Source organism: Pseudomonas sp. MF09156 (assembly GCF_059862305.1).
Genome location: NZ_JCBCUR010000015.1, coordinates 130,700 through 149,199 on the forward strand (window position 1 = coordinate 130,700; position 18,500 = coordinate 149,199).

Here is an 18,500-nt window from a genome sequence, read left to right on the forward strand (position 1 = left end):
GGGCAAGCCCGCTCCTACAGGGGATCTGCGCTTGACTGACGGGCATTAGGGCAAGCCCGGCTCCCCATGAACAGGGTCACAATAGGAATGCATTGCCAACAAAAAGCCCCGGTACTCAATGAGTGCCGGGGCTTTTTGTTGGGTTTCAATCAGAGCGTCGAGCGCACCCGCCACAGCTCGGGGAACAGCACCGTATCGAGCATCTTGCGCAAGTACCCCACGCCCTCAGTGCCACCGGTGCCCGGCTGGAAGCCGATGATCCGCTCCACCGTGGTCACATGGCGGAAACGCCATTGGCGGAACGAGTCTTCCAGGTCGATAAACTTCTCGGCCAACTGATACAAGTCCCAGTAACGGTTCGGATCGCGATACACCTCGCGCCACGCCGTCTCCACGGATTCGTCGTGAACCGTGGGCGCCGTCGGGTCGCGTTGCGCACGCTGCGGGTCAATCGCCAGGCCCGCCTTGATCATCAGATTGATCGCCTCGTCATACAGCGACGGCGTGGCAATCGCCACTTGCAGCTCCTTGAGCAACTCCGGGCGATGGGCGTGGGGCCGCAGCAGCGCCGCGCTTTTATTGCCGAGGATGAACTCGATTTCCCGGTACTGGAACGACTGGAAACCCGACGACTGCCCCAGGTACGGGCGGATCGCCTTGTACTCCGATGGCGTCATGGTCGCCAGCACGGCCCAGGCATGCACCAGTTGGTCGAAAATCCGCGACACCCGCGCCAGCATCTTGAACGCCGGCGCCAGCTCACCCAGGCGCACGTGCTCACGGGCGGCCTTGAGTTCGTGGAGCATCAGCTTCATCCACAACTCGGAGGTCTGGTGCTGGATGATGAACAGCATCTCGTTGTGGTCCGGCGACAGCGGGTGCTGGGCCGTGAGCACTTTGCCCAGGTCCAGGTAATCGCCGTAGCTCATGGACTCGGAAAAATTCAGCTCGGCGTTATGCCACTCTTCAGGCGGCTGGTAATCAGGGGAAAAAGGACACTGGCTCATCGCGTGGGCTCCTTGAGCGGGCGCAGGATTGCTCGTACCGGGCTGGCATCGAGGTTGGCAAAACGCAGCGGCAGCGCGATCAACTCGTAATCGCCCTCCGGCACGTCGTCGAGCACGATACCTTCGAGAATCGCCATGCCATGCCGGGCGACGGCGTTGTGGGCATCCATGGTCTTGGACTGTTGCGGGTCCAGGGACGGCGTGTCGATGCCGATCAGGCGCACGCCGAGGCTGGCCAGCAGCTCGACGGTTTCGTGGGCGACGGCGGTGAAGTTCGAATCCCAGGTGGTCAGCGGCGCCTGTTGATAAGTGCGCAGCAGCACCCGTTCCGGCAGGTTATCCAGGCGACCTTGCAACTGCTCGGGCTGCACCAGCGCGCCGCTGCCCAGGCAATACAGGACCCGGCACGGGCCCAGGTAAACATCCAGCGACACTTCGCCGATGGGCGCACCGTCGGCGCTGTAGTGCAGCGGCGCATCGACATGGGCGCCGGTGTGGGGCGACAGGGTGATGCGCCCGACGTTCACCGGGCATTCGGGGCCGAACTGCCAGACGCGTTCTTCCTGGAAGGGCGTATCGCCCGGCCAGGTCGGGGTGGCGGTGCTCAAGGGCGGGCTGATATCCCACCACGTTTTTATTGGATTCATACGAGGCTCTCGGTTGTTTCTAAAGTGAATGATACGAGGGCCAGCGGTAAATATTCTTGCGAATTCCGGCGCAAAGGCTGATTTCTTTCGTAGTTACTGCGAAGAATCGTCTTATTAGTGAATGGTTCCATCAGCCACCCCAGATCAAATGTGGGAGCGGGCTTGCCCGCGATGGCAGTGGACCAGTGAAAAATGCGGCACCTGACACACCGCCATCGCGGGCAAGCCCGCTCCCACAGGGTCGGCGTAGGTTTTAAGATCGTATGCCAATGCGCTTCTGGGCATCCCAGTGTCGAGTTCAGACCACTGGCATCCGGCCCGGGGCTATAGGGTTGGGCTTCACTTCCCTGCCTTGGAGCCATCATGTCCCAGCCGATCACCGTACTGCGCGATACCCATCCCCTGCCGGTCCTGGATGCCTGCAAGTGGCAGAAACTCGAGGGCGACCCGCACACCGTCAACCTCAACGCCTACACCAGCGAAGACGGCAGCAAGATCATGGGCACCTGGATCTGCACCCCGGGCAAGTGGTACGTGGAATACGTGAAGTGGGAATACTGCCATTTCCAGGAAGGCTACTGCGTGATCACCCCGGACGGCCTGGAGCCGATCCATTTGCGCGCTGGGGATATCTTTGTGGTGGAGCCCGGCATGAAGGGCACGTGGGAAGTGGTCGAGACGGTGCGTAAGTACTTCGTGTTTGCCTGAGCACGAAAAACCCGGGAGCCCACCCGACGCGGGCTCCCGGAAAATCCCCTATTGGGGCTTGCGATAGCTGTTGATGATCGCCGAGAAGTCCTTGCCCCCTTCCCCACGCTGGCTCATCGCTTGATACAACTGCTGCGCGACCGCCCCCAGGATCACTGGCTGGTGCGCCTGGCGTGCTGCTTCGGTGGCCAGGCCCAGGTCCTTGAGCATCAGATCAGCGCCAAATCCACCGGTATAGCCCCGGGACGACGGCGCGGTCTCGCTCACGCCCGGCCATGGGTTGTAGGTGTCCGAACTCCAGCAACGCCCGGTGGAGCTGTTGATGATGCCGGCCAGCACCTGGGTGTCGATGCCCAGCGCATCGCCCAGGGCCATGGCCTCGCTGACGCCGACCATGCTGATCCCCAGCAGCAGGTTGTTGCAGATCTTGGCGATCTGCCCGGTGCCGACTTCACCGCAATGCACGATGTTGCGGCCCATCTGCGCCAGCACCGGTTGCAGGGTGGCGAACAGTTCCGGGGTGGCGCCGACCATAAACGTCAGCGTCCCGGCCTGCGCCCCGCCCGTGCCGCCAGAGACCGGCGCATCAGCCATCGCCACACCGTGCTTGGCTGCCGCAGCCGCCACGTCACGCGCGGTCTGCGGGTCGATGGTGCTGCAATCTACCGCGGGCACGCCTTTGCCGATGCCGGCGAGCACGCCGTCTTCATTCAGCCAGACGCTGCGCACATGGGCGGCAGCGGGCAGCATGGTCAACACCAGTTCGGCGCCTTCTGCTGCCGCGCGCGGTGAGGCGCTGATGCTGCCGCCCAATTCGGCCAGTTCCTTGAGCACGGTCTGGTTCAGGTCGAACAGGTTCAGCGCGTGGCCAGCCTTGATCAGGTTGCGGGCCATGGGGGCGCCCATGTTGCCCAGGCCGATAAATGCAATCTTCATGGTCGTCTCCTTGATCAACGCAGGTTGATGGTGGTGTTGACGCCATCATTGACGCTGTCGTCGTCGAACCAGCGGCTGGTGACGGTTTTGGTCTGGGTGTAGAACTGCACCACTTGCTTGCCGTACGGGCCCAGGTCGCCGAGTTTCGAGCCACGGGAACCGGTGAAGCTGAAGATCGGCACTGGCACTGGGATCGGGATGTTGATGCCCACCTGGCCGACGTCGATTTCGCTCTGGAACTTGCGCGCCGCCGCACCGCTCTGGGTGAACAGGCCGGTGCCGTTGCCGAACGGGTTGGCGTTGACCAGGGCGATGGCTTCGTCGAGGGTATCGACTTCCAGCACCACCAGCACCGGACCGAAGATTTCCTGGGTGTAGATCTGCATGTCGGTGGTCACGCCCGAGAACAGGGTCGGGCCGACGAAGTTGCCTTGCTCGAAGCCCGGCACCTGGATGTCGCGGCCGTCCAGCTCCAGCTTGGCGCCTTCTTTCACGCCGCTTGCGATCAGGTCGAGAATGCGTGCCTTGGCGCGCTTGGAAATCACCGGGCCCACGTCGGTCCCGGCTTCGCTGCCGGCGTTGACTTTAAGCTTCAGCGCCAGGGCCTTGAGGTCCGGCAGCCACTGCTTGGCCGCGCCCACCAGCACCACCACCGAGGTGGCCATGCAGCGCTGGCCGGCCGCGCCGAAACCGGCGCCAACCAGCGCGTTGAGGGTCTGTTCACGGTTGGCATCGGGCAGCACCACCGCATGGTTCTTCGCGCCCATCATCGACTGCACGCGCTTGCCGTGCTTGCCCGCCAGGTCGTAGACGTGGGTGCCAACGGCGGTCGAGCCAACGAAGGACACGGCCTTGATATCTTTGTGGGTGCACAGGGCATCCACCACATCCTTGCCACCGTGGACCACGTTCAGCACGCCCGCTGGCACGCCAGCCTCCAACGCCAGCTCCACTAGCATCAGGGTCGACAGCGGATCCTGTTCCGACGGCTTGAGCACGAAGGTGTTACCGCAGGCGATGGCCATCGGGAACATCCACAGCGGGATCATCGCCGGGAAGTTGAACGGGGTGATGCCAGCGCAGACGCCGATGGGTTGGCGCAGGGTGTAGGTATCGACGCCACCGGCGACGTTCTCGGCGAACTCGCCCATTTGCAGGGTGCCGATGGAACAGGCGTGCTCGACCACTTCCAGGCCACGGAAAATATCGCCCTCGGCATCGGCAATGGTCTTGCCTTGCTCGGCACTGAGGACAACGGCAATGCGCTTGGAATGCTCGCGGATCAGCGCCTGCAGCTTGAGCATGATGCGCATGCGCGCGCCGATCGGCGTCAGCTTCCAGGTCTGGAAGGCGCGATGGGCAGCGTCGATGGCCGCGTTGACTTCATCGGCCGTGGCGAAGGGCACACGGGCCAGGACTTGTTGGGTCGCCGGGTTGACGATGTCTTGCCACTCGGTGGTCTTGGACTCGACCCATTCACCGTTGATCAACAGTTTGGCCTGTTTCACGGTGGTATCGGCAGACGTAAGCGATGCGTTCATTGTGGTCTCCAGATCTTGTAGTTATGCAGAGAGCCAAGGCGTGAAGCGCCTTGAGGATGAGGCGTTCGGACGATTTTTGGAGTATAGATGTGCAAACTTCCAATAAGAACCCACATAAAAGCCGGTCCAACATGCAAAAAAACATCACCTCCTTAGGGTCGCTGAACTGGGATGACCTGAAGTTTTTCCTCGAAGTGGCGCGCACCCGCAAGGCCAGCGTCGCCGCCAAGCGCCTGGCGGTGGACTACACCACCGTGTCGCGGCGCATCAGTTCGCTGGAAGGCTCGTTGGGCACCCTGCTGTTCGAGAAATCCCGGACCAGCGGCTTCGTCCTGACCAACGAAGGCCAGCGTTTGCTGGGTTACGCCGAGTCCATCGAAAGCACCTTGCACATGGCCTGCGAGCAAGTCTCCGGCTCCGGCGTGGCGCTGTCGGGGCATGTGCGCATGGGTTGCACCGAAGGTTTCGGCAGCTTTTTCGTCACCCCGCAACTGAGCCACTTCGTCGATACCTACCCGGCGATCTCGGTGGATATCTTGCCCCTGCCCCACTTCATCAGCCTGTCCAAGCGCGAAGCCGACATCGTCATCGCCCTGGAGCGCCCGGAGCACGGGCCCTACGTGTGCTGCAAACTGTGCGACTACAAGTTGCAGCTGTACGCGACCCAGGACTACCTCGACCAACACCCACCCATCCGCCGCCCCGCCGACCTGGCCGACCATCCGTTTATCAGCTATGTGGATGACCTGGCGTTCAGCTCGGAGCTGCTGTACCTGGCCAATGTCGTCCCGGGCGCCAGCGCCAGCCTGCGCAGCACCAGCGTGATCGCGCAGTACGTAGCGGCGCAGCAGGGGCGTTCGCTGGCGATCTTGCCGTGCTTCCTGGCGGCACAGGACTCGCGACTGCTGCCGGTGTTGGGGGAGGAGATCAATATTACGCGGCAGTTCTGGATGTACTGCCGGGAGGATTTGCGCAAGTTGAAACGGATTACGTTGTTGTGGGATTACATACGTGAGGTGACGGAGCAGAACCAGGGGCTTTTGATGGGTGAGACGCGAGAGATGGTGTTTGCCGACTGAACCGCTATCGCGGGCAAGCCCGCTCCCACAAGTGAGTAGCGGCGGGCGCAGAATTTTGGGGCGACACAAAAACTGTAGGAGCTGGCTTGCCAGCGATAGCGCTGGGTCAGTCAATACATACCCGGCTGAACCACCGCCTTCGCGAGCAAGCCCGCTCCCACAGGTGAGTGGCGTCGGGCGCAGAATTTTGGGGCGACACAAAAACTGTAGGAGCTGGCTTGCCAGCGATAGCGCTGGGTCAATCGATACATACCCGGCTGAACCACCGCCTTCGCGAGCAAGCCCGCTCCCACAGTTGAGTAGCGGCGGGCGCAAAATTTTGGGGCGACACAAAAAACTGTAGGAGCTGGCTTGCCAGCGATCGCGGTGGGTCAGTCAATACATACCCGGCTGAACCACCGCCTTCGCGAGCAAGCCCGCTCCCACAGGTGAGTGGCGGCGGGCGCAGAATTTTGGGGCGACACAAAAACTGTAGGAGCTGGCTTGCCAGCGATAGCGCTGGGTCAGTCAATACATACCCGGCTGAACCACCGCCTTCGCGGGCAAGCCCGCTCCCACAGGTGAGTAGCGTCGGGCGCAGTTTTGGGGCGACACAAAAAACTGTAGGAGCTGGCTTGCCAGCGATAGCGCTGGGTCAGTCAATACATACCCGGCTGAACCACCGCCTTCGCGAGCAAGCCCGCTCCCACAGTTTGGTTGCACAGTTAGGCCGAGCTGTCGGCTCAGTCGGCGATAACTACAATCGATACCCGGCGGTTCTCGGTACGGCCCGCGGCAGTGCTGTTTGAGGCCACCGGCTCGCTGCTGCCCAGGCCACGCAGTTGCACGTTTTCCTCCTTCATCCCCACATCCACCAGGACCTTGCCCACGCTTTTCGCCCGGCGCAGGGACAGTTGCTGGTTGTAGGCTTCCTTGCCCGAAGCGTCGGTGTGGCCGTCTACGCGTACGCGTTCGATGCCCACGCCGGTGAGGGCCTTGCCGATGCGTTCGACGATCTCGGTGCTGGGTTTGTTGAGCTTTTCGACGTCGCTGCCAAACAGCACTTTGCCCGACAGGCCAAACGCCCAGCCTTCGTCGGTCAGTTCGAAGCCTTGTTGCTTGAGCACCGCCACTTGCGCCGGTGTCAGGCCCTTGGGCGGGGCGGTCTGGCAGCCGCTCAGCGCCAGCAGCGCGATAAACAAGGTGATAAAGAGAACACGTGTGTTAGCAAACAAGGGATCAACTCCTGTGTTGAACGTTGGCAGCGGGGTGCTCCGACTCCGCCGTGTGCTGGCCGCCCTGGGAAAGGCGTTTGGCCTGGTACATCGCCGCATCGGCGGCATTGAGCAGGGCGCCGGGAGTGGCGCCATGATCGGGATAAACCGCGATACCGATACTGAGTGAGGTCAACACTTCGGTGTTGCCCGGCAGCGGGATGGGCTGGTCCATGCTGGCGATGATTTTGTCGGCGATGCGCTGGGCATCTTCAAGCTTGTGCAGGGGCGAGAGCAGGATGGCGAACTCATCGCCGCCCAGGCGCGCCACCAGGTCGCTCTCGCGCAGTTGCGCCCGTACGCGCGCGGCGACGGCCACCAGTACCGCGTCACCGGCGGCATGCCCGAAGTTGTCGTTGATGTCTTTGAAGCGGTCGCTGTCGAGGAACAGCACCGCCACCCGTTCGTTGAGCTTGGCCGCACTGCGCAAGGCCCGGATCAGGCGGCCCTCGAAGAAGGCGCGGTTGGGCAGCCCGGTCAGGCTGTCATGGCTGGCCTGGTGGGCGAGGGTTTCGTTTTCGCTTTGCAGGTGGGTTTGCCAGGCTTCGAGCTCGTCGAGCAGGGCATTGAAGTCATTGCCCAGGCTGTCGAGTTCGGCGATTTGTGCCGGCGGCACGCGGCGATCGAAGGCCCGCTCGCTGCGCGCGGCGTGGGCGACGTCGGCCAGGCTGTGCAATGGGCCGGTGATGCCACGCAGCATGCGCCGCGCCAGGTAAATCGCGACCCAGCCGCTTAAAGCGGTGCAGATAATGATCCCCGCCAGGCCGCTGAGCAAAAAGCGCAACAGGCTACCGCCGTGGCCGCTCAACTCAACGGTGCCAATCTGCTTGCCTTGGTGCAGGATCGGCTGGCTGATGGCCTCTTCCAGCAACGTATGGGCCAGCTCCAGCTCGACCCTGGACAACATCCCGGTCTCCGGGCGCACCCAATGGGCCAGGGTTTTGCCATTAAGGTCCAGCACCCGGGCTTCGGCCACCTCTTCCGTGGAGGCAATCAACGCCAGGGCTTCGGTGGCCGCCACGCGGTCGTTGAACACCACCGCGGCTTCCACCGTGTAATTGATCGAGCGGGCGATCAGGTGCAGGTTGTGGTCGGCATATACCCGCAGGGCCAGCACGCCCAGCAGGGTCAGGGACACGCTAGCCATGGCGACCGCCAACAGCGCCACACTCAGGTGCCCGCGACCTAAGACCGAACGTAAAGTGGGGCGGCTTGTGGCGTTACGCAGCCTCATGGCTCCGGCGCTCGCCGGCGGGACAACTGCAACACGCTGGGATGAATGCGCACGCCGCTGCGGGCCACGGAGTCGAGGTTGACCTCGAACGACACCTGCTCATCGCCCACCCGCAGGCAGAACAGACTGCCCACGGTGCATTGGTCGCCACCTTCGCTGATGCTCAGCACCGGGCGGCCGATCAAGGCGGTGAACAAGTGGCTGCGTTCTTCAGTGGAGAGCTTGCCGATATACAGCGCGTCGCAGGCGTTGACGATATTGGGGTTGTCCGCCAGCAGGCGCTGGACCACCACCGGCCGGCCTGTGGCCTGGGTTGTGCCTTTGACCAGGTCATCGGTGTATTGGGTCGGGCCCACGATGCACAAGCGCAGTTGGGTGGGTTCCACCGGCCAGCGGGCGTAGCTGAGAATCCCCAGTACCACCTGCGTGACGGCCTGGGCCCGCTGGTCGGCCGCACTGACAGTGGACGCCTGGGCAAAAGCCAGAGGCGTGACGAGGCACAGAACGGCCGATAGCAGCAATCGTCTCCAGCTCCAACTACGCTCTGCGGGCGAGACAGCCACGTTCATGCAGCGATTCTCTATGATCTTCTCGGGATGATGCCGCAACGATAGCATATTGGCGGAAACCCCATCGAGACGGGGCCTAGGTAGATCCCGCCATTTATTACGAAAAAACCGACATATCAGTCAGGTTTTTCCTACGCATCACACACCCAACTCCAACATCAGCCCGCTCAACCGTTTCACTTTGCGCCGCACCGCTTCCTCGAATACTGCGCCACGGGTCTCAATCAAGCTGAAGCGGTCCTTGGCACGGGTGATGCCGGTGTAAATCAGCTCCTTGGTCAGTACCGGGTTCAGCGCATCCGGCAGGATCAAGGCAGTGTGGGCGAACTCCGAGCCCTGGGACTTGTGCACGGTCATGGCATAGACGGTTTCCACATCATTGAGGCGGCTGGGCAGTACAAAGCGCACCCCGCCCTGGCCGTCGTTGCGCGGGAAGGCCACACGCAGCACCTGCGGCCCGCCGTCGCTTTCGGGCAGCTTCAAGGCGATACCGATGTCACCGTTCATCAAGCCCAGGCCGTAGTCGTTGCGGGTCATCAGGACCGGGCGGCCTTCGTACCATTGCTGGTCGCTGTCGATCAGCCGGGCCTTGAGCAGCGCGGCGGTGATGCGTTGGTTGAGGCCTTCGACGCCCCAGGGGCCCTTGCGCACCGCGCAGAGCAATTGGAAGGCATCGAAGGCTTGCAACAACTGGCGTGCCCAGTCGGTCCAGCGCGGGTCGTCGCGGGGTGTCTGGGCTGCCGGGCGCGTGGTGCGCAGCAGGTTCAGGTAGTAGCGATAGCCCTGGGCATCACCGCCCTGCCCATCCAGCACCAGGCGCTCCAGGGCGCGATCATGCTCGCCCTTGAGGCGCAGGCAAGACAGGTCGTGGCTGCCGGCATCCAGCAGTAGCCGGGCCTGTTCGGGGTTTTGCTGGTTGACCCAACGCGCCAGTTGGCCGATGCCACTGCCTTCGCCGAAACGCCGGGAATAGCGCAGCATCACCACCTGTTGCGCCAGCGGATGGCTGGCATCGAGGTCTTCCTGCAAGCCGCTGCCCGCCAGGCTCTCGCCGCTGACACTTTCCAGCCATTGGCGAGTGCCGGGGCTGTACCAGCCCGCCTCGGCATCGCGGCACAAATCGCCGAGTACCGCGCCGGCCTCCACCGAGGCCAACTGGTCCTTGTCCCCCAGCAGTACCAGGCGCGCATGGGGTGGCAAGGCATCTAGCAGGTTGGCCATCATTTCCAGGTCGATCATCGAGGCTTCATCGACCACCAGCACATCCAGCGGCAACAAGTTGCCCGCGTGATGGCGAAAATGCCGAGTGCCGGGGCGGCTGCCCAACAAGCGGTGCACGGTGGTGACCTCGGTGGGGATTTTTTCGCGCACGGCCTCTGGCACTTGCAGCGAGCGTACTTGCTGGCTGATGGACTCGGTCAAGCGCGCCGCCGCCTTGCCGGTAGGTGCCGCCAGGCGGATGCGCAGGGCCGTGCCCTGCTCCACCGCGGGCGCTTGCAGCAAGGCCAACAAACGCACCACGGTGGTGGTCTTGCCGGTGCCGGGGCCGCCGGTGACGATGCTGAACGCGCCACGCGTGGCCAGGGCACAGGCGAGTTTCTGCCAGTCGACCACGCCATCCGGTGGCGGCTGCTGGAACAGGCCATTCAAGCGCTGGGGCAGGTCCGCCGAGACCGCTTCCTGCGCGGCAAGACGCTGGCGCAGGGCGCTGTCGATGCGCCGCTCATAGGTCCAGTAACGCCGCAGGTACAGGCGCTTGCCCGACAACACCAAAGGCCGGCTCTGCGCCGCCACACTGCCATCCACGGCCAGTGCCACCAGCGGGCTTGCGGCCAGGGCCTGGCACCAATGGGCACCGTCCAGGCCATCGAGCAGTTGCGAGGGCAGCATCACGCCACTGGAAAGATCACCTTCAGGGGGCAAGGACAGGGCGAAATCCGGGGCATTCAGGGTCTCGAACAAATCCAGGCACACATGGCCGTGGCCCAGCTGGTGACTGGTCAGGGCGGCGGCCAGCAGCACCAGGGGGTCGGCCTGTGGGTCGAGCTCATGGAGAAAGCCGACGAACGCCTTGTCCAGCGCCCGCAGCCAGCCGCGCTCGACCCAGCGCTCCAGCAGGTGCATCAGGTCGTCAGCGCGATCCAGCGGTGCCAGTGCCTCCAGCGGCATTGTCGAGAGGCTCATAGCAGGACTCCTTGTTCCCAGGCCGGTTCGACCTTGGGCGGTTGCGGCTTGCCCTGGAACAGCAAGTCCAGGCGTTCGATCAGCTCCCGTGGGGGCCGGGTGAAGTACGCGCCCTGGCTCACGGCTTGGCTACCGCGCAGGAACAGGTAGAGCGCGCCGCCCACATGCCGGTCGTAATCGTAATCGGGCAGCCGCGCCTTGAGCTGGCGATGCAGGGCCAGCAGGTAGAGGACGTATTGCAGGTCATAACGATGGTCGAGAATCGACTGTTCCATGGCCTCGCGGGTGTAGGCCGCGTCGTCGGCACCGAGCCAGTTGGATTTGTAGTCCGCCACGTAGTAGCGGCCGTCGTGCTCGAAGGTCAGGTCGATAAAGCCCTTGAACATGCCGTTGAGCAATACCGGCTCGGCGGCGACCCGCGACACGCCGTCATGGGTGTACTGGCAGACCAGTTGGTCGAGGGCAAGCACATCGACTTTGTGGCTGGCGAACCAGAACTCCATTTCGATCTGATAGTGCTGCAGCTCGCTCAGGCTCATCGCTGCCTGCCCATGGCCCAGGCCCAGCGGCACTTGCAACAGGTGCCCGAGCCAGCCGCTGAGGGTGCCGATCCAGCCCTCCCAACCGCGTCGGTTGCAGCGCCGGGCGACGGCATCTTCGATGGCTTCGCCGGTTACGTTGAAGCCTTCGTTGCCGGCCCACTCCAACAGGCCGTGGAGAAAGGTCCCGGGGTTGGGGCCCCGTGGGAAACGGTGAATATCCCCGCCAGACGCGGCGACTTCGCGCGGTGCATCCGGGTCCAGGCGTTCGTCGTCGAACAGCTTTTGGGCTTGTGGGCTTTCCGGGGCTTCCAGGCTGGCGGCGCTCATGCTTTCGCCGATGCGCAGGGCGCTGTAGGAAGCAATCCACCAGTTTTCCGCCGCCTTGCGCTTGGGCAGGAGCGGCGCGAGCAAGGTCGCGTCATTGCGCGGTGGCTGGTAAGTGTTGCTGTCGGCTTGGGGCATTTGCCCGTAGGCAATTGCCGCGCAGCCGTCCTGCACATCCATCAGCCAGCGGGCCAGGGCTGCGGACTCACCCAGGGGCGCGCCGCCGCCCAGCAGATAGCCCAGGGCCGAGAGGTGCAGCACCGAACTGTTGTTATTGCCGCGCTTGAGGTCGGCCACGCCGAGCCAACAGGCATGTTTGGCCCGGGTCAGCGCCACGTAGAACAGACGCAGGTCTTCGGCCAGGCGCTCGTCATCGGCCTGGGCGATCAGTTCGGCGGTGGGTTTGAGGCTGACCTGGGATTTACCGTTGGCATCGTGGTAATGCAGCGGCAGGCGGCTGCCGTCGACCGGCTTGGCCGAGCAGATAAACGGCAGGAAAACCAAGTCGTATTCCAGGCCCTTGGACTTGTGGATGGTCACTACCTTGACCAGTTGCTCATCGCTTTCCAGGCGCAGGATCTGTTCTTCGCCGGCCTGGCCCGAGAGCGCCAGGTGCTCTGCAAGATGGCGGATCAGCGCTTGTTCGCCGTCCAGTTCTGCGGCGGCCTGTTGCAGCAATTCGCACAGGTGCAGCAGGTTGGTCAGCACCCGTTCGCCATCGCTGCGGGCGATCAGGGTTTGCGGCAACTTGAAGTCATGCAGCAGGCGCCGCAGCATCGGCAACACGCCCTGGGTGCGCCAGATCACACGGTAGTCGCGAAACTGCATGACGCGCTGCTCCCAGGCCAGTTCGTCCTGGTTCAGTTGCTCCAGCTGGGGCAGCGACAAGTTGAGGGTGACGCAGGCCAGGGCCGCGCGTAGCGGGCGCTCGACATCCGGTTCGGCACAGGCCTTGAGCCAGGCGAGCAGGTCGTGGGCTTCCTGGGATGCGAACACCGAATCCTTATCGGACAGGTACACACTGCGCACACCGCGCGCGGCCAGTTCGCCGCGTACGGCCTGGGCTTCCTTGCCGTCACGCACAAGGATGGCGATGTTCGACGGTTGCACGGGGGTAAAGTCCGTCCCCTTGATAAACCCCGCCGTGCCCTGCTGGCCACCATTGAGCAACGCGACAATCTGGCTGGCGCACGCGCCGGCCAATTGCTGGCGATACAGCACATTGGAGATCGGCTGGTCAGTGGCCAGGTGCCAGATATTCAAGGCCGGCAGTGTATGTCCATCGACCTGCAACTGCTCTTTGCGGCCCTGGGACGAGACCGGTAGGAAAGGCACCGGGTTGTCGCCGTCGGGCGTACGAAACAGAAACGCCCCACGCCCGGTTTCCGCACGCTCGAACACATGGTTGACCGCCTCGACCATGGCATGGCTGGAGCGAAAGTTGGTGCCCAGGGTATGCAAGCGCCCGGCGGTGGCCTGGCGGGCGCGCAAGTAGGTGTAGATATCGGCGCCGCGAAACGCGTAGATCGCCTGCTTGGGGTCGCCGATCAGGAACAGGCCGCTGTGCGGGTTGTTGTCTTCGATGCGGTAGATGCTTTCGAAGATCCGGTACTGCACCGGGTCGGTGTCCTGGAATTCGTCGATCAGGGCCACCGGGAATTGCTCGCGGATCACACTGGCCAGGCGCTCGCCCCCCTCGGCTTGCAGGGCGGTGTCCAGGCGGATGAGCATGTCGTCAAAACCCATCTCGGCGCGCCGGCGCTTCTCTTCCTCAAAACGTTTACCGACCCAGGCGGCCGCGTGTTGCAGCACCGCCGCGTCGGGCGTGGGCAAGGCGTCGAGGCTGGCTTTGAGGCCCGCCATGGCATCCAGGCCGGGGTGATGGGGTGCATCGCCCTTCCAGGCTTCGGCCATGCCATCGGGGGTCAGGCGCGTGAAACCGGTGCCGATATCCAGTTGCTCCAGGGTTTCGTCGGCAGCCCAGGCGCTGATTTTCTCGAACCAGGGCTCGAAATAACGGGCCTGCATCTTGCGCCCGTCCACCGCCTTGGCGGCGACGGCTTGCAGGCAGATTTCGCGCAACTCGGCGGCCCATTCCTGCCAAGGAGCCTTGAGCGCCACCAGGGCTTCGCGGCGTTCGTGCAGGCAGGCTTCGATCAGTTCGGCGGGCTCGCGCGGATCATCAGCGGGGCGCTCGCTGCCAAACAGCGCACGCACTCGGGGCATCAGCGCCGCAGGGCCGCCCCAGTTGCTGCGGACCCAGTTCAGCGCATCGCCGTGCATCGGGTAGCAGAACAGGCGCCAGTAGTCGCGCAACACTTCGCCGAGCAAATCGCTGTGGTCGGTTTCCAGGGTCTGGGTAAACAGGCTGCCACTGTCGAACGCGTGCTCGCGCAGCATGCGCTGGCACCAACTGTGGATGGTCGAGACGGCGGCCTCGTCCATCCATTGCGCAGCGATATCCAGGCGGTTGGCGCAGCCAGGCCATTGCTCGGCACTGTACTGAGCGCGCAGCTCGGCGATCAAGGCGTCGGGCTGCTCGATTTCGTCACGAAAAAAGTGCGCCGCTTGGGCCAGGCGGGTGCGGATGCGTTCGCGCAGCTCTTTGGTGGCAGCATCGGTGAAGGTCACTACGAGGATCTGCGGCGGCAGCAATTCGCGACCAAAACCCGCCTCGCCGCCGCCGTGGCCCAGTACCAGGCGCAGGTACAGCGCGGAGATGGTGAAGGTCTTGCCGGTGCCGGCGCTGGCTTCGATCAGTTGGCTGCCACGCAAGGGGAAGGCCAGGGCCAGGGGTTTGATGGCACTCATGGACGGGCCTCCTCGCTGGTCAGTGATCGCCAGGGTGCGGTTATCAAGGGGCGATACAGGGTTTCAGCCCAGCCTTCGAAATCTTCGCTGGCGACCAGGGCCGCGTAGTCGGGGAACTGCCGGGTGAGGGCCGGGCTTTCACGGCGCTCGCCGTCGCTGGTGATGCCATCGCCTTCGTAGGCTTTAAGGGCGGCGGCCTGGGCTTTATCCGGATCAGTCTGGCCGAGCCAGGCAAACGCCGTCTTGACCGCGACCGGCAGCGGCTCACTCATGCCGGCCTGCCAGGCCAATAACAGATTACCGAGCACATCCTGGGCAAGGTTTTGCTCCAGGGGTGCCAGCAAGAGTGTGTCATCACTCGCCACCAACCCTGTGCTCAACGGCAAGCCGCAGGCACAGGCCACCAGGTGATTGACCCATGGGCGAATCAAGCGATGCCACTTGCGGGTCTTGATCGAGCCGATGCTGTTGGGGATGGTGGTCACGCTGAGCAAGCCGCCATCATTGCGCCGGTGCAAGCCGCTGATCCAGCCGTCGAGCGCAATCCCATGGTGCGCGAAGCTGACGGGCTCTGCGGTGTTGTGTGGCGTGGGCCAGAGAGCCAGGAGTTGCTGGTAGCGTTGCAGCAAGTCAGGCAAGGGTTCGATCAGTTCGTTGCGCAGGCACTCGCCGAAGCCGACCATGGGCAACAGGCCACTGCCTTGAAGACGTTGTGCCTGTGCCTCCAGGGCTTGCTCCAGATGATCCGGGTCGGTCAGCGCGGCGGCGAGCAGGCTGTCGCTCAAGGTGTAGCGCTGCAGGGCGTCGAGGACGAAGGGTTCTTCATCGGCCAGGGGCACTTCGGCAGCTTCGAAAAACACTTTCAGGCGCTGGCTAAAGAAATGCCTGACAGGGTTGCGCAAGAAGTCCTGCAACTGGCCCAGGCTCAAGGGCTCTTCCTGGATGTAGGCTGCCAGGCGCGCTGTTTCGCGGACTTCGTCCTGGGCTTCGTGCAGTAGCTGCCATTCGCGGGCGTAGCTGAACAGAGGGTCACCCTCGTGGAAGTAACGCGCACTGAAGGGTTGCAACGGATGCTCCTGGGTCATCGCCTCCAGCAGTGGTTGCTCCTGGGCGTGCTGCCAGCCGCTGGCGAGGTGATCGCGCAGTTGACCGATCAGCACGGACGCCGGGCGCTCGCTGTTATCGCGGATGCTGCGGCCGACCCAACTGATGTAGAGCTGGTCGCGTGCGGAAAGCAGGGCTTCGAGCAGCAGGTATCGGTCGTCTTCACGCCGGGAGCGGTCGCCGGGGCGGTAGTCGCTGCCCATCAGGTCGAAATCCAGCGGCGGTTGCGCACGCGGATAGTCGCCGTCGTTCATGCCCAGCAGGCACACCAGCTTGAAGGGGATGGCGCGCATCGGCATCAGGGTGCAGAAATTCACGGCGCCGGCGAGAAAGCGCTGGGACAGGCGACCCTGGTCGAGGCCGGCAAGCCAGGCCTCACGGACGACAGTCAGCGGTAATTCATCGCACAGGCCGACGGACTCGCAGGTTTCCAGCCAGTCTTCCCGCAGTTGCTCGAGTTGGCCCAGTAGATAGTCGTCGTGTTCATTGCTGGCCAGGAAGAAGCGTTGCATCAGGTCTTGCAGGCGTGCACCCCAAGCGTGCGGGGTCGCGGGTTGTGACAGCGCTTGATGTGCAGCGTGCAATGCGTCAAGCAAGGCGACCAGTGGGCCGATCAGCGCCGCGTCGAGGCCGCCGATTTCGTCATAGGGCTCAATGCCATCGCAGGCAGCCCCACTGCCGACGGCGTAGCCCAGCAGCATACGGCGCAGGCCGAAACGCCAGCTGTTCTGCTCCAGCGCACTGGGCAAGCCCAGGCCGGCGCGTTGTTCGGCATCGAGCCCCCAGCGGATGCCCGCGCCTTCGATCCACCGGTGCAGGGTGGGCAGGTCGCGCTCATGGATCGCGAAACGTTCGCGCAGGGCGGGGACGTCCAGCAAATCAAGGATTTCGCTGACCGGGAAACGGCTGTCCGGGAGTTTCAGCAGGTGCTCGACAGCGATCAACAGCGGGTCGCGGCCCCGTTGGCCCTGGTCCGTCAGGGTGAAGGGGATGAAGCGTGGGTCTTTCTTGTCCAACTGGCCGAACACCGCGCGTATATGCGGTGCATAGCTGTCAACGTCCGGGACCATGACGATAACGTCGCGGGGGCGCAACGTCGGGTCCGCGCTGAAGCGCTGGAGCAGTTGGTCGTGGAGGATTTCCACTTCGCGCTGGGCGCTGTGGGCGATGTGGAAGCGGATCGAAGTGTCATGCTGCAGATCAACGGCCGGCCAGCGCTCACGGGTTTCGGGGAGCGGGCGCAGTTCGAGGATATCGTCCTGTAACTGGTTGAGGAGGGTGGTCGGTTCGCTGTCGCTGAACAGGTCGATGCGCCCGTCACGGAAGGCCGAACGGTAGCTGTTGGGGTCGTCGTAGCTGTCCAGCAGGTTGATGTAGTCGCGACCTTGCTTGCCCCAGGCGGCCAGCAAGGGGTGGGCATGCTGGTGCAAGGTTTGCGGGTCGATGGTGACGGGCATCCCGGTCTTGCGCGCCTGGCGTTTGTATTCGTTTCGCAGTAGGTCTTTGTCGGCAACGATGTCGGACCAATGGTGACGGCAAGGGTTGTGTACGCAGAGCAACACCTGGCTGAAACGGGCCAGGCCGGCCAATGCTTCAAGGGCCTGGGCTGGCAAGGAGGATATGCCAAACACGATGACTCGCGACGGCAGGCCTTGCGGGGCGGCATCCAGGTTGTTGATGCGTTCGATAAAACGCTGGTGGACCCCGGCACGGCTCTGCGCCATGCCTTGCTCGCCAACGTCCAGCAGCAACGCCCGCCATAACTCGGCCTGCCAGCAGTTGGCCGGGCTCAGGGGCTTGGCTTCGCCTCGGCCATTGCGCAGTTGGTGGCGACCAGCGGCCCAGTCTTCCAGCCAGTCCGCACGGTAGACCTGGTATTGGTCGAACAGGTCGGCCAGGCGTTCCGCCAGTTGGTAGCGTTTACGCAGGTCGGTGTCGTGGGTGAGGAAACGTTGCAGGGGCTCGAAGTGCGGCTGGTCGATCAGCTCGGGCAACAGGCGCATAAGGCGCCAGGTCAGTGGGGCTTTATCCAGCAGGGATTTGACCGGGATTTCGTCACGGCCCAAAACCATGCGATAGAGCTGCCACATAAAGCTGCCGGGCAGTTGCACGTCGATTGCAGCGGCGATGCCGCAACCACCCATGTCGTCTTCTTCCGGGTCTTCGGCAAGAGCCAGCTTGAGCCATTGCGCGATTCCGTTGCTTTGTACCAGGGCGATTTCGTTTTCCAGGGGAGCCAGCGGATATCGACGCATCCAACTGACAACCAGGCTGCGCAGTTCATCCAGGCGATTGCCGTGGACGACCATGAATCCAGCGCTGAGGGACGTTGCATCCGGCATAACGGCTTCCTTGGGAAAAGCAAAATCGAGGGTGGGACTTTAGCATTGAAGGGCGTTATGGACAGAGTTGGACGACGTGCCAAATCGCCTCAGCGCCTTTTCGACCGCCCAAAACAAAACCCCAACTGCTTTCGCAATTGGGGTTTCGGAATTTAATCTTGACGATGACCTACTCTCACATGGGGAAACCCCACACTACCATCGGCGATGCATCGTTTC

12 protein-coding genes are annotated in these 18,500 nt (G+C 63.4%); 2 read left to right on the forward strand and 10 right to left on the reverse strand.

All coding sequences use genetic code 11. The annotated features are described in order from the left end of the window. Window positions 1-149: 149 nt before the first annotated feature. Both kynA and kynB read right to left on the reverse strand, forming a co-directional pair. Window positions 150-1,007, reverse strand: coding sequence for a tryptophan 2,3-dioxygenase (kynA, locus tag AC19YY_RS24720; protein WP_170058541.1), 858 nt, complete (start codon window positions 1,005-1,007; stop codon window positions 150-152). Further along, window positions 1,004-1,654: an arylformamidase gene (gene kynB, locus AC19YY_RS24725; RefSeq protein ID WP_169955138.1), complete on the reverse strand. Its 651-nt coding sequence runs from the start codon at window positions 1,652-1,654 to the stop codon at window positions 1,004-1,006. Before kynB ends, kynA begins: the two co-directional genes overlap by 4 nt. A 363-nt stretch (window positions 1,655-2,017) precedes the next feature. Between kynB and AC19YY_RS24730 the strand changes: the two genes are divergently transcribed. Further along, on the forward strand, window positions 2,018-2,362 hold the full coding sequence (locus AC19YY_RS24730; RefSeq protein ID WP_076962673.1) for a cupin domain-containing protein: 345 nt from the start codon (window positions 2,018-2,020) through the stop codon (window positions 2,360-2,362). Between the two features lie 48 nt (window positions 2,363-2,410). On the opposite strand, the gene mmsB is transcribed toward AC19YY_RS24730, so the two are convergent. Beyond that, window positions 2,411-3,298, reverse strand: a complete 888-nt coding sequence (mmsB, locus tag AC19YY_RS24735) for a 3-hydroxyisobutyrate dehydrogenase (protein WP_500605024.1) — start codon at window positions 3,296-3,298, stop codon at window positions 2,411-2,413. Between the two features lie 14 nt (window positions 3,299-3,312). After that, window positions 3,313-4,839: a CoA-acylating methylmalonate-semialdehyde dehydrogenase gene (locus AC19YY_RS24740; protein WP_170043672.1), complete on the reverse strand. Its 1,527-nt coding sequence runs from the start codon at window positions 4,837-4,839 to the stop codon at window positions 3,313-3,315. Between the two features lie 131 nt (window positions 4,840-4,970). Here AC19YY_RS24740 and AC19YY_RS24745 point away from each other — a divergent pair, with 131 nt between their 5' ends. Then, window positions 4,971-5,918, forward strand: coding sequence for a LysR family transcriptional regulator (locus tag AC19YY_RS24745; RefSeq protein WP_170043673.1), 948 nt, complete (start codon window positions 4,971-4,973; stop codon window positions 5,916-5,918). 722 nt (window positions 5,919-6,640) lie between these two features. Here AC19YY_RS24745 and yfiB read toward each other — a convergent pair. The 6 genes from yfiB to recC form a co-directional block, all read right to left on the reverse strand. After that, a complete protein-coding gene (gene yfiB / locus AC19YY_RS24750; protein ID WP_169955142.1) occupies window positions 6,641-7,132 on the reverse strand; it encodes an outer membrane lipoprotein YfiB in 492 nt (163 codons plus the stop codon). A 4-nt stretch (window positions 7,133-7,136) separates the two neighbouring features. Beyond that, window positions 7,137-8,405 (reverse strand): diguanylate cyclase DgcN/YfiN, encoded by a 1,269-nt coding sequence (gene dgcN, locus AC19YY_RS24755; RefSeq protein ID WP_169955143.1) that lies wholly within the window; start codon window positions 8,403-8,405, stop codon window positions 7,137-7,139. Beyond that, on the reverse strand, window positions 8,402-8,974 hold the full coding sequence (gene yfiR / locus AC19YY_RS24760; protein ID WP_169955144.1) for a regulatory sequestration protein YfiR: 573 nt from the start codon (window positions 8,972-8,974) through the stop codon (window positions 8,402-8,404). The genes dgcN and yfiR overlap by 4 nt, the downstream gene beginning before the upstream one ends. Before the next feature lie 138 nt (window positions 8,975-9,112). Next, window positions 9,113-11,158, reverse strand: a complete 2,046-nt coding sequence (gene recD, locus AC19YY_RS24765; RefSeq protein WP_500605025.1) for an exodeoxyribonuclease V subunit alpha — start codon at window positions 11,156-11,158, stop codon at window positions 9,113-9,115. Further along, the gene (gene recB, locus AC19YY_RS24770; protein ID WP_500605026.1) at window positions 11,155-14,835 is read right to left on the reverse strand and encodes an exodeoxyribonuclease V subunit beta; all 3,681 of its coding nucleotides are present in this window, start codon (window positions 14,833-14,835) and stop codon (window positions 11,155-11,157) included. Before recB ends, recD begins: the two co-directional genes overlap by 4 nt. Beyond that, the gene (gene recC / locus AC19YY_RS24775) at window positions 14,832-18,281 is read right to left on the reverse strand and encodes an exodeoxyribonuclease V subunit gamma (RefSeq protein ID WP_500605027.1); all 3,450 of its coding nucleotides are present in this window, start codon (window positions 18,279-18,281) and stop codon (window positions 14,832-14,834) included. The genes recB and recC overlap by 4 nt, the downstream gene beginning before the upstream one ends. Window positions 18,282-18,500 lie beyond the last annotated feature (219 nt).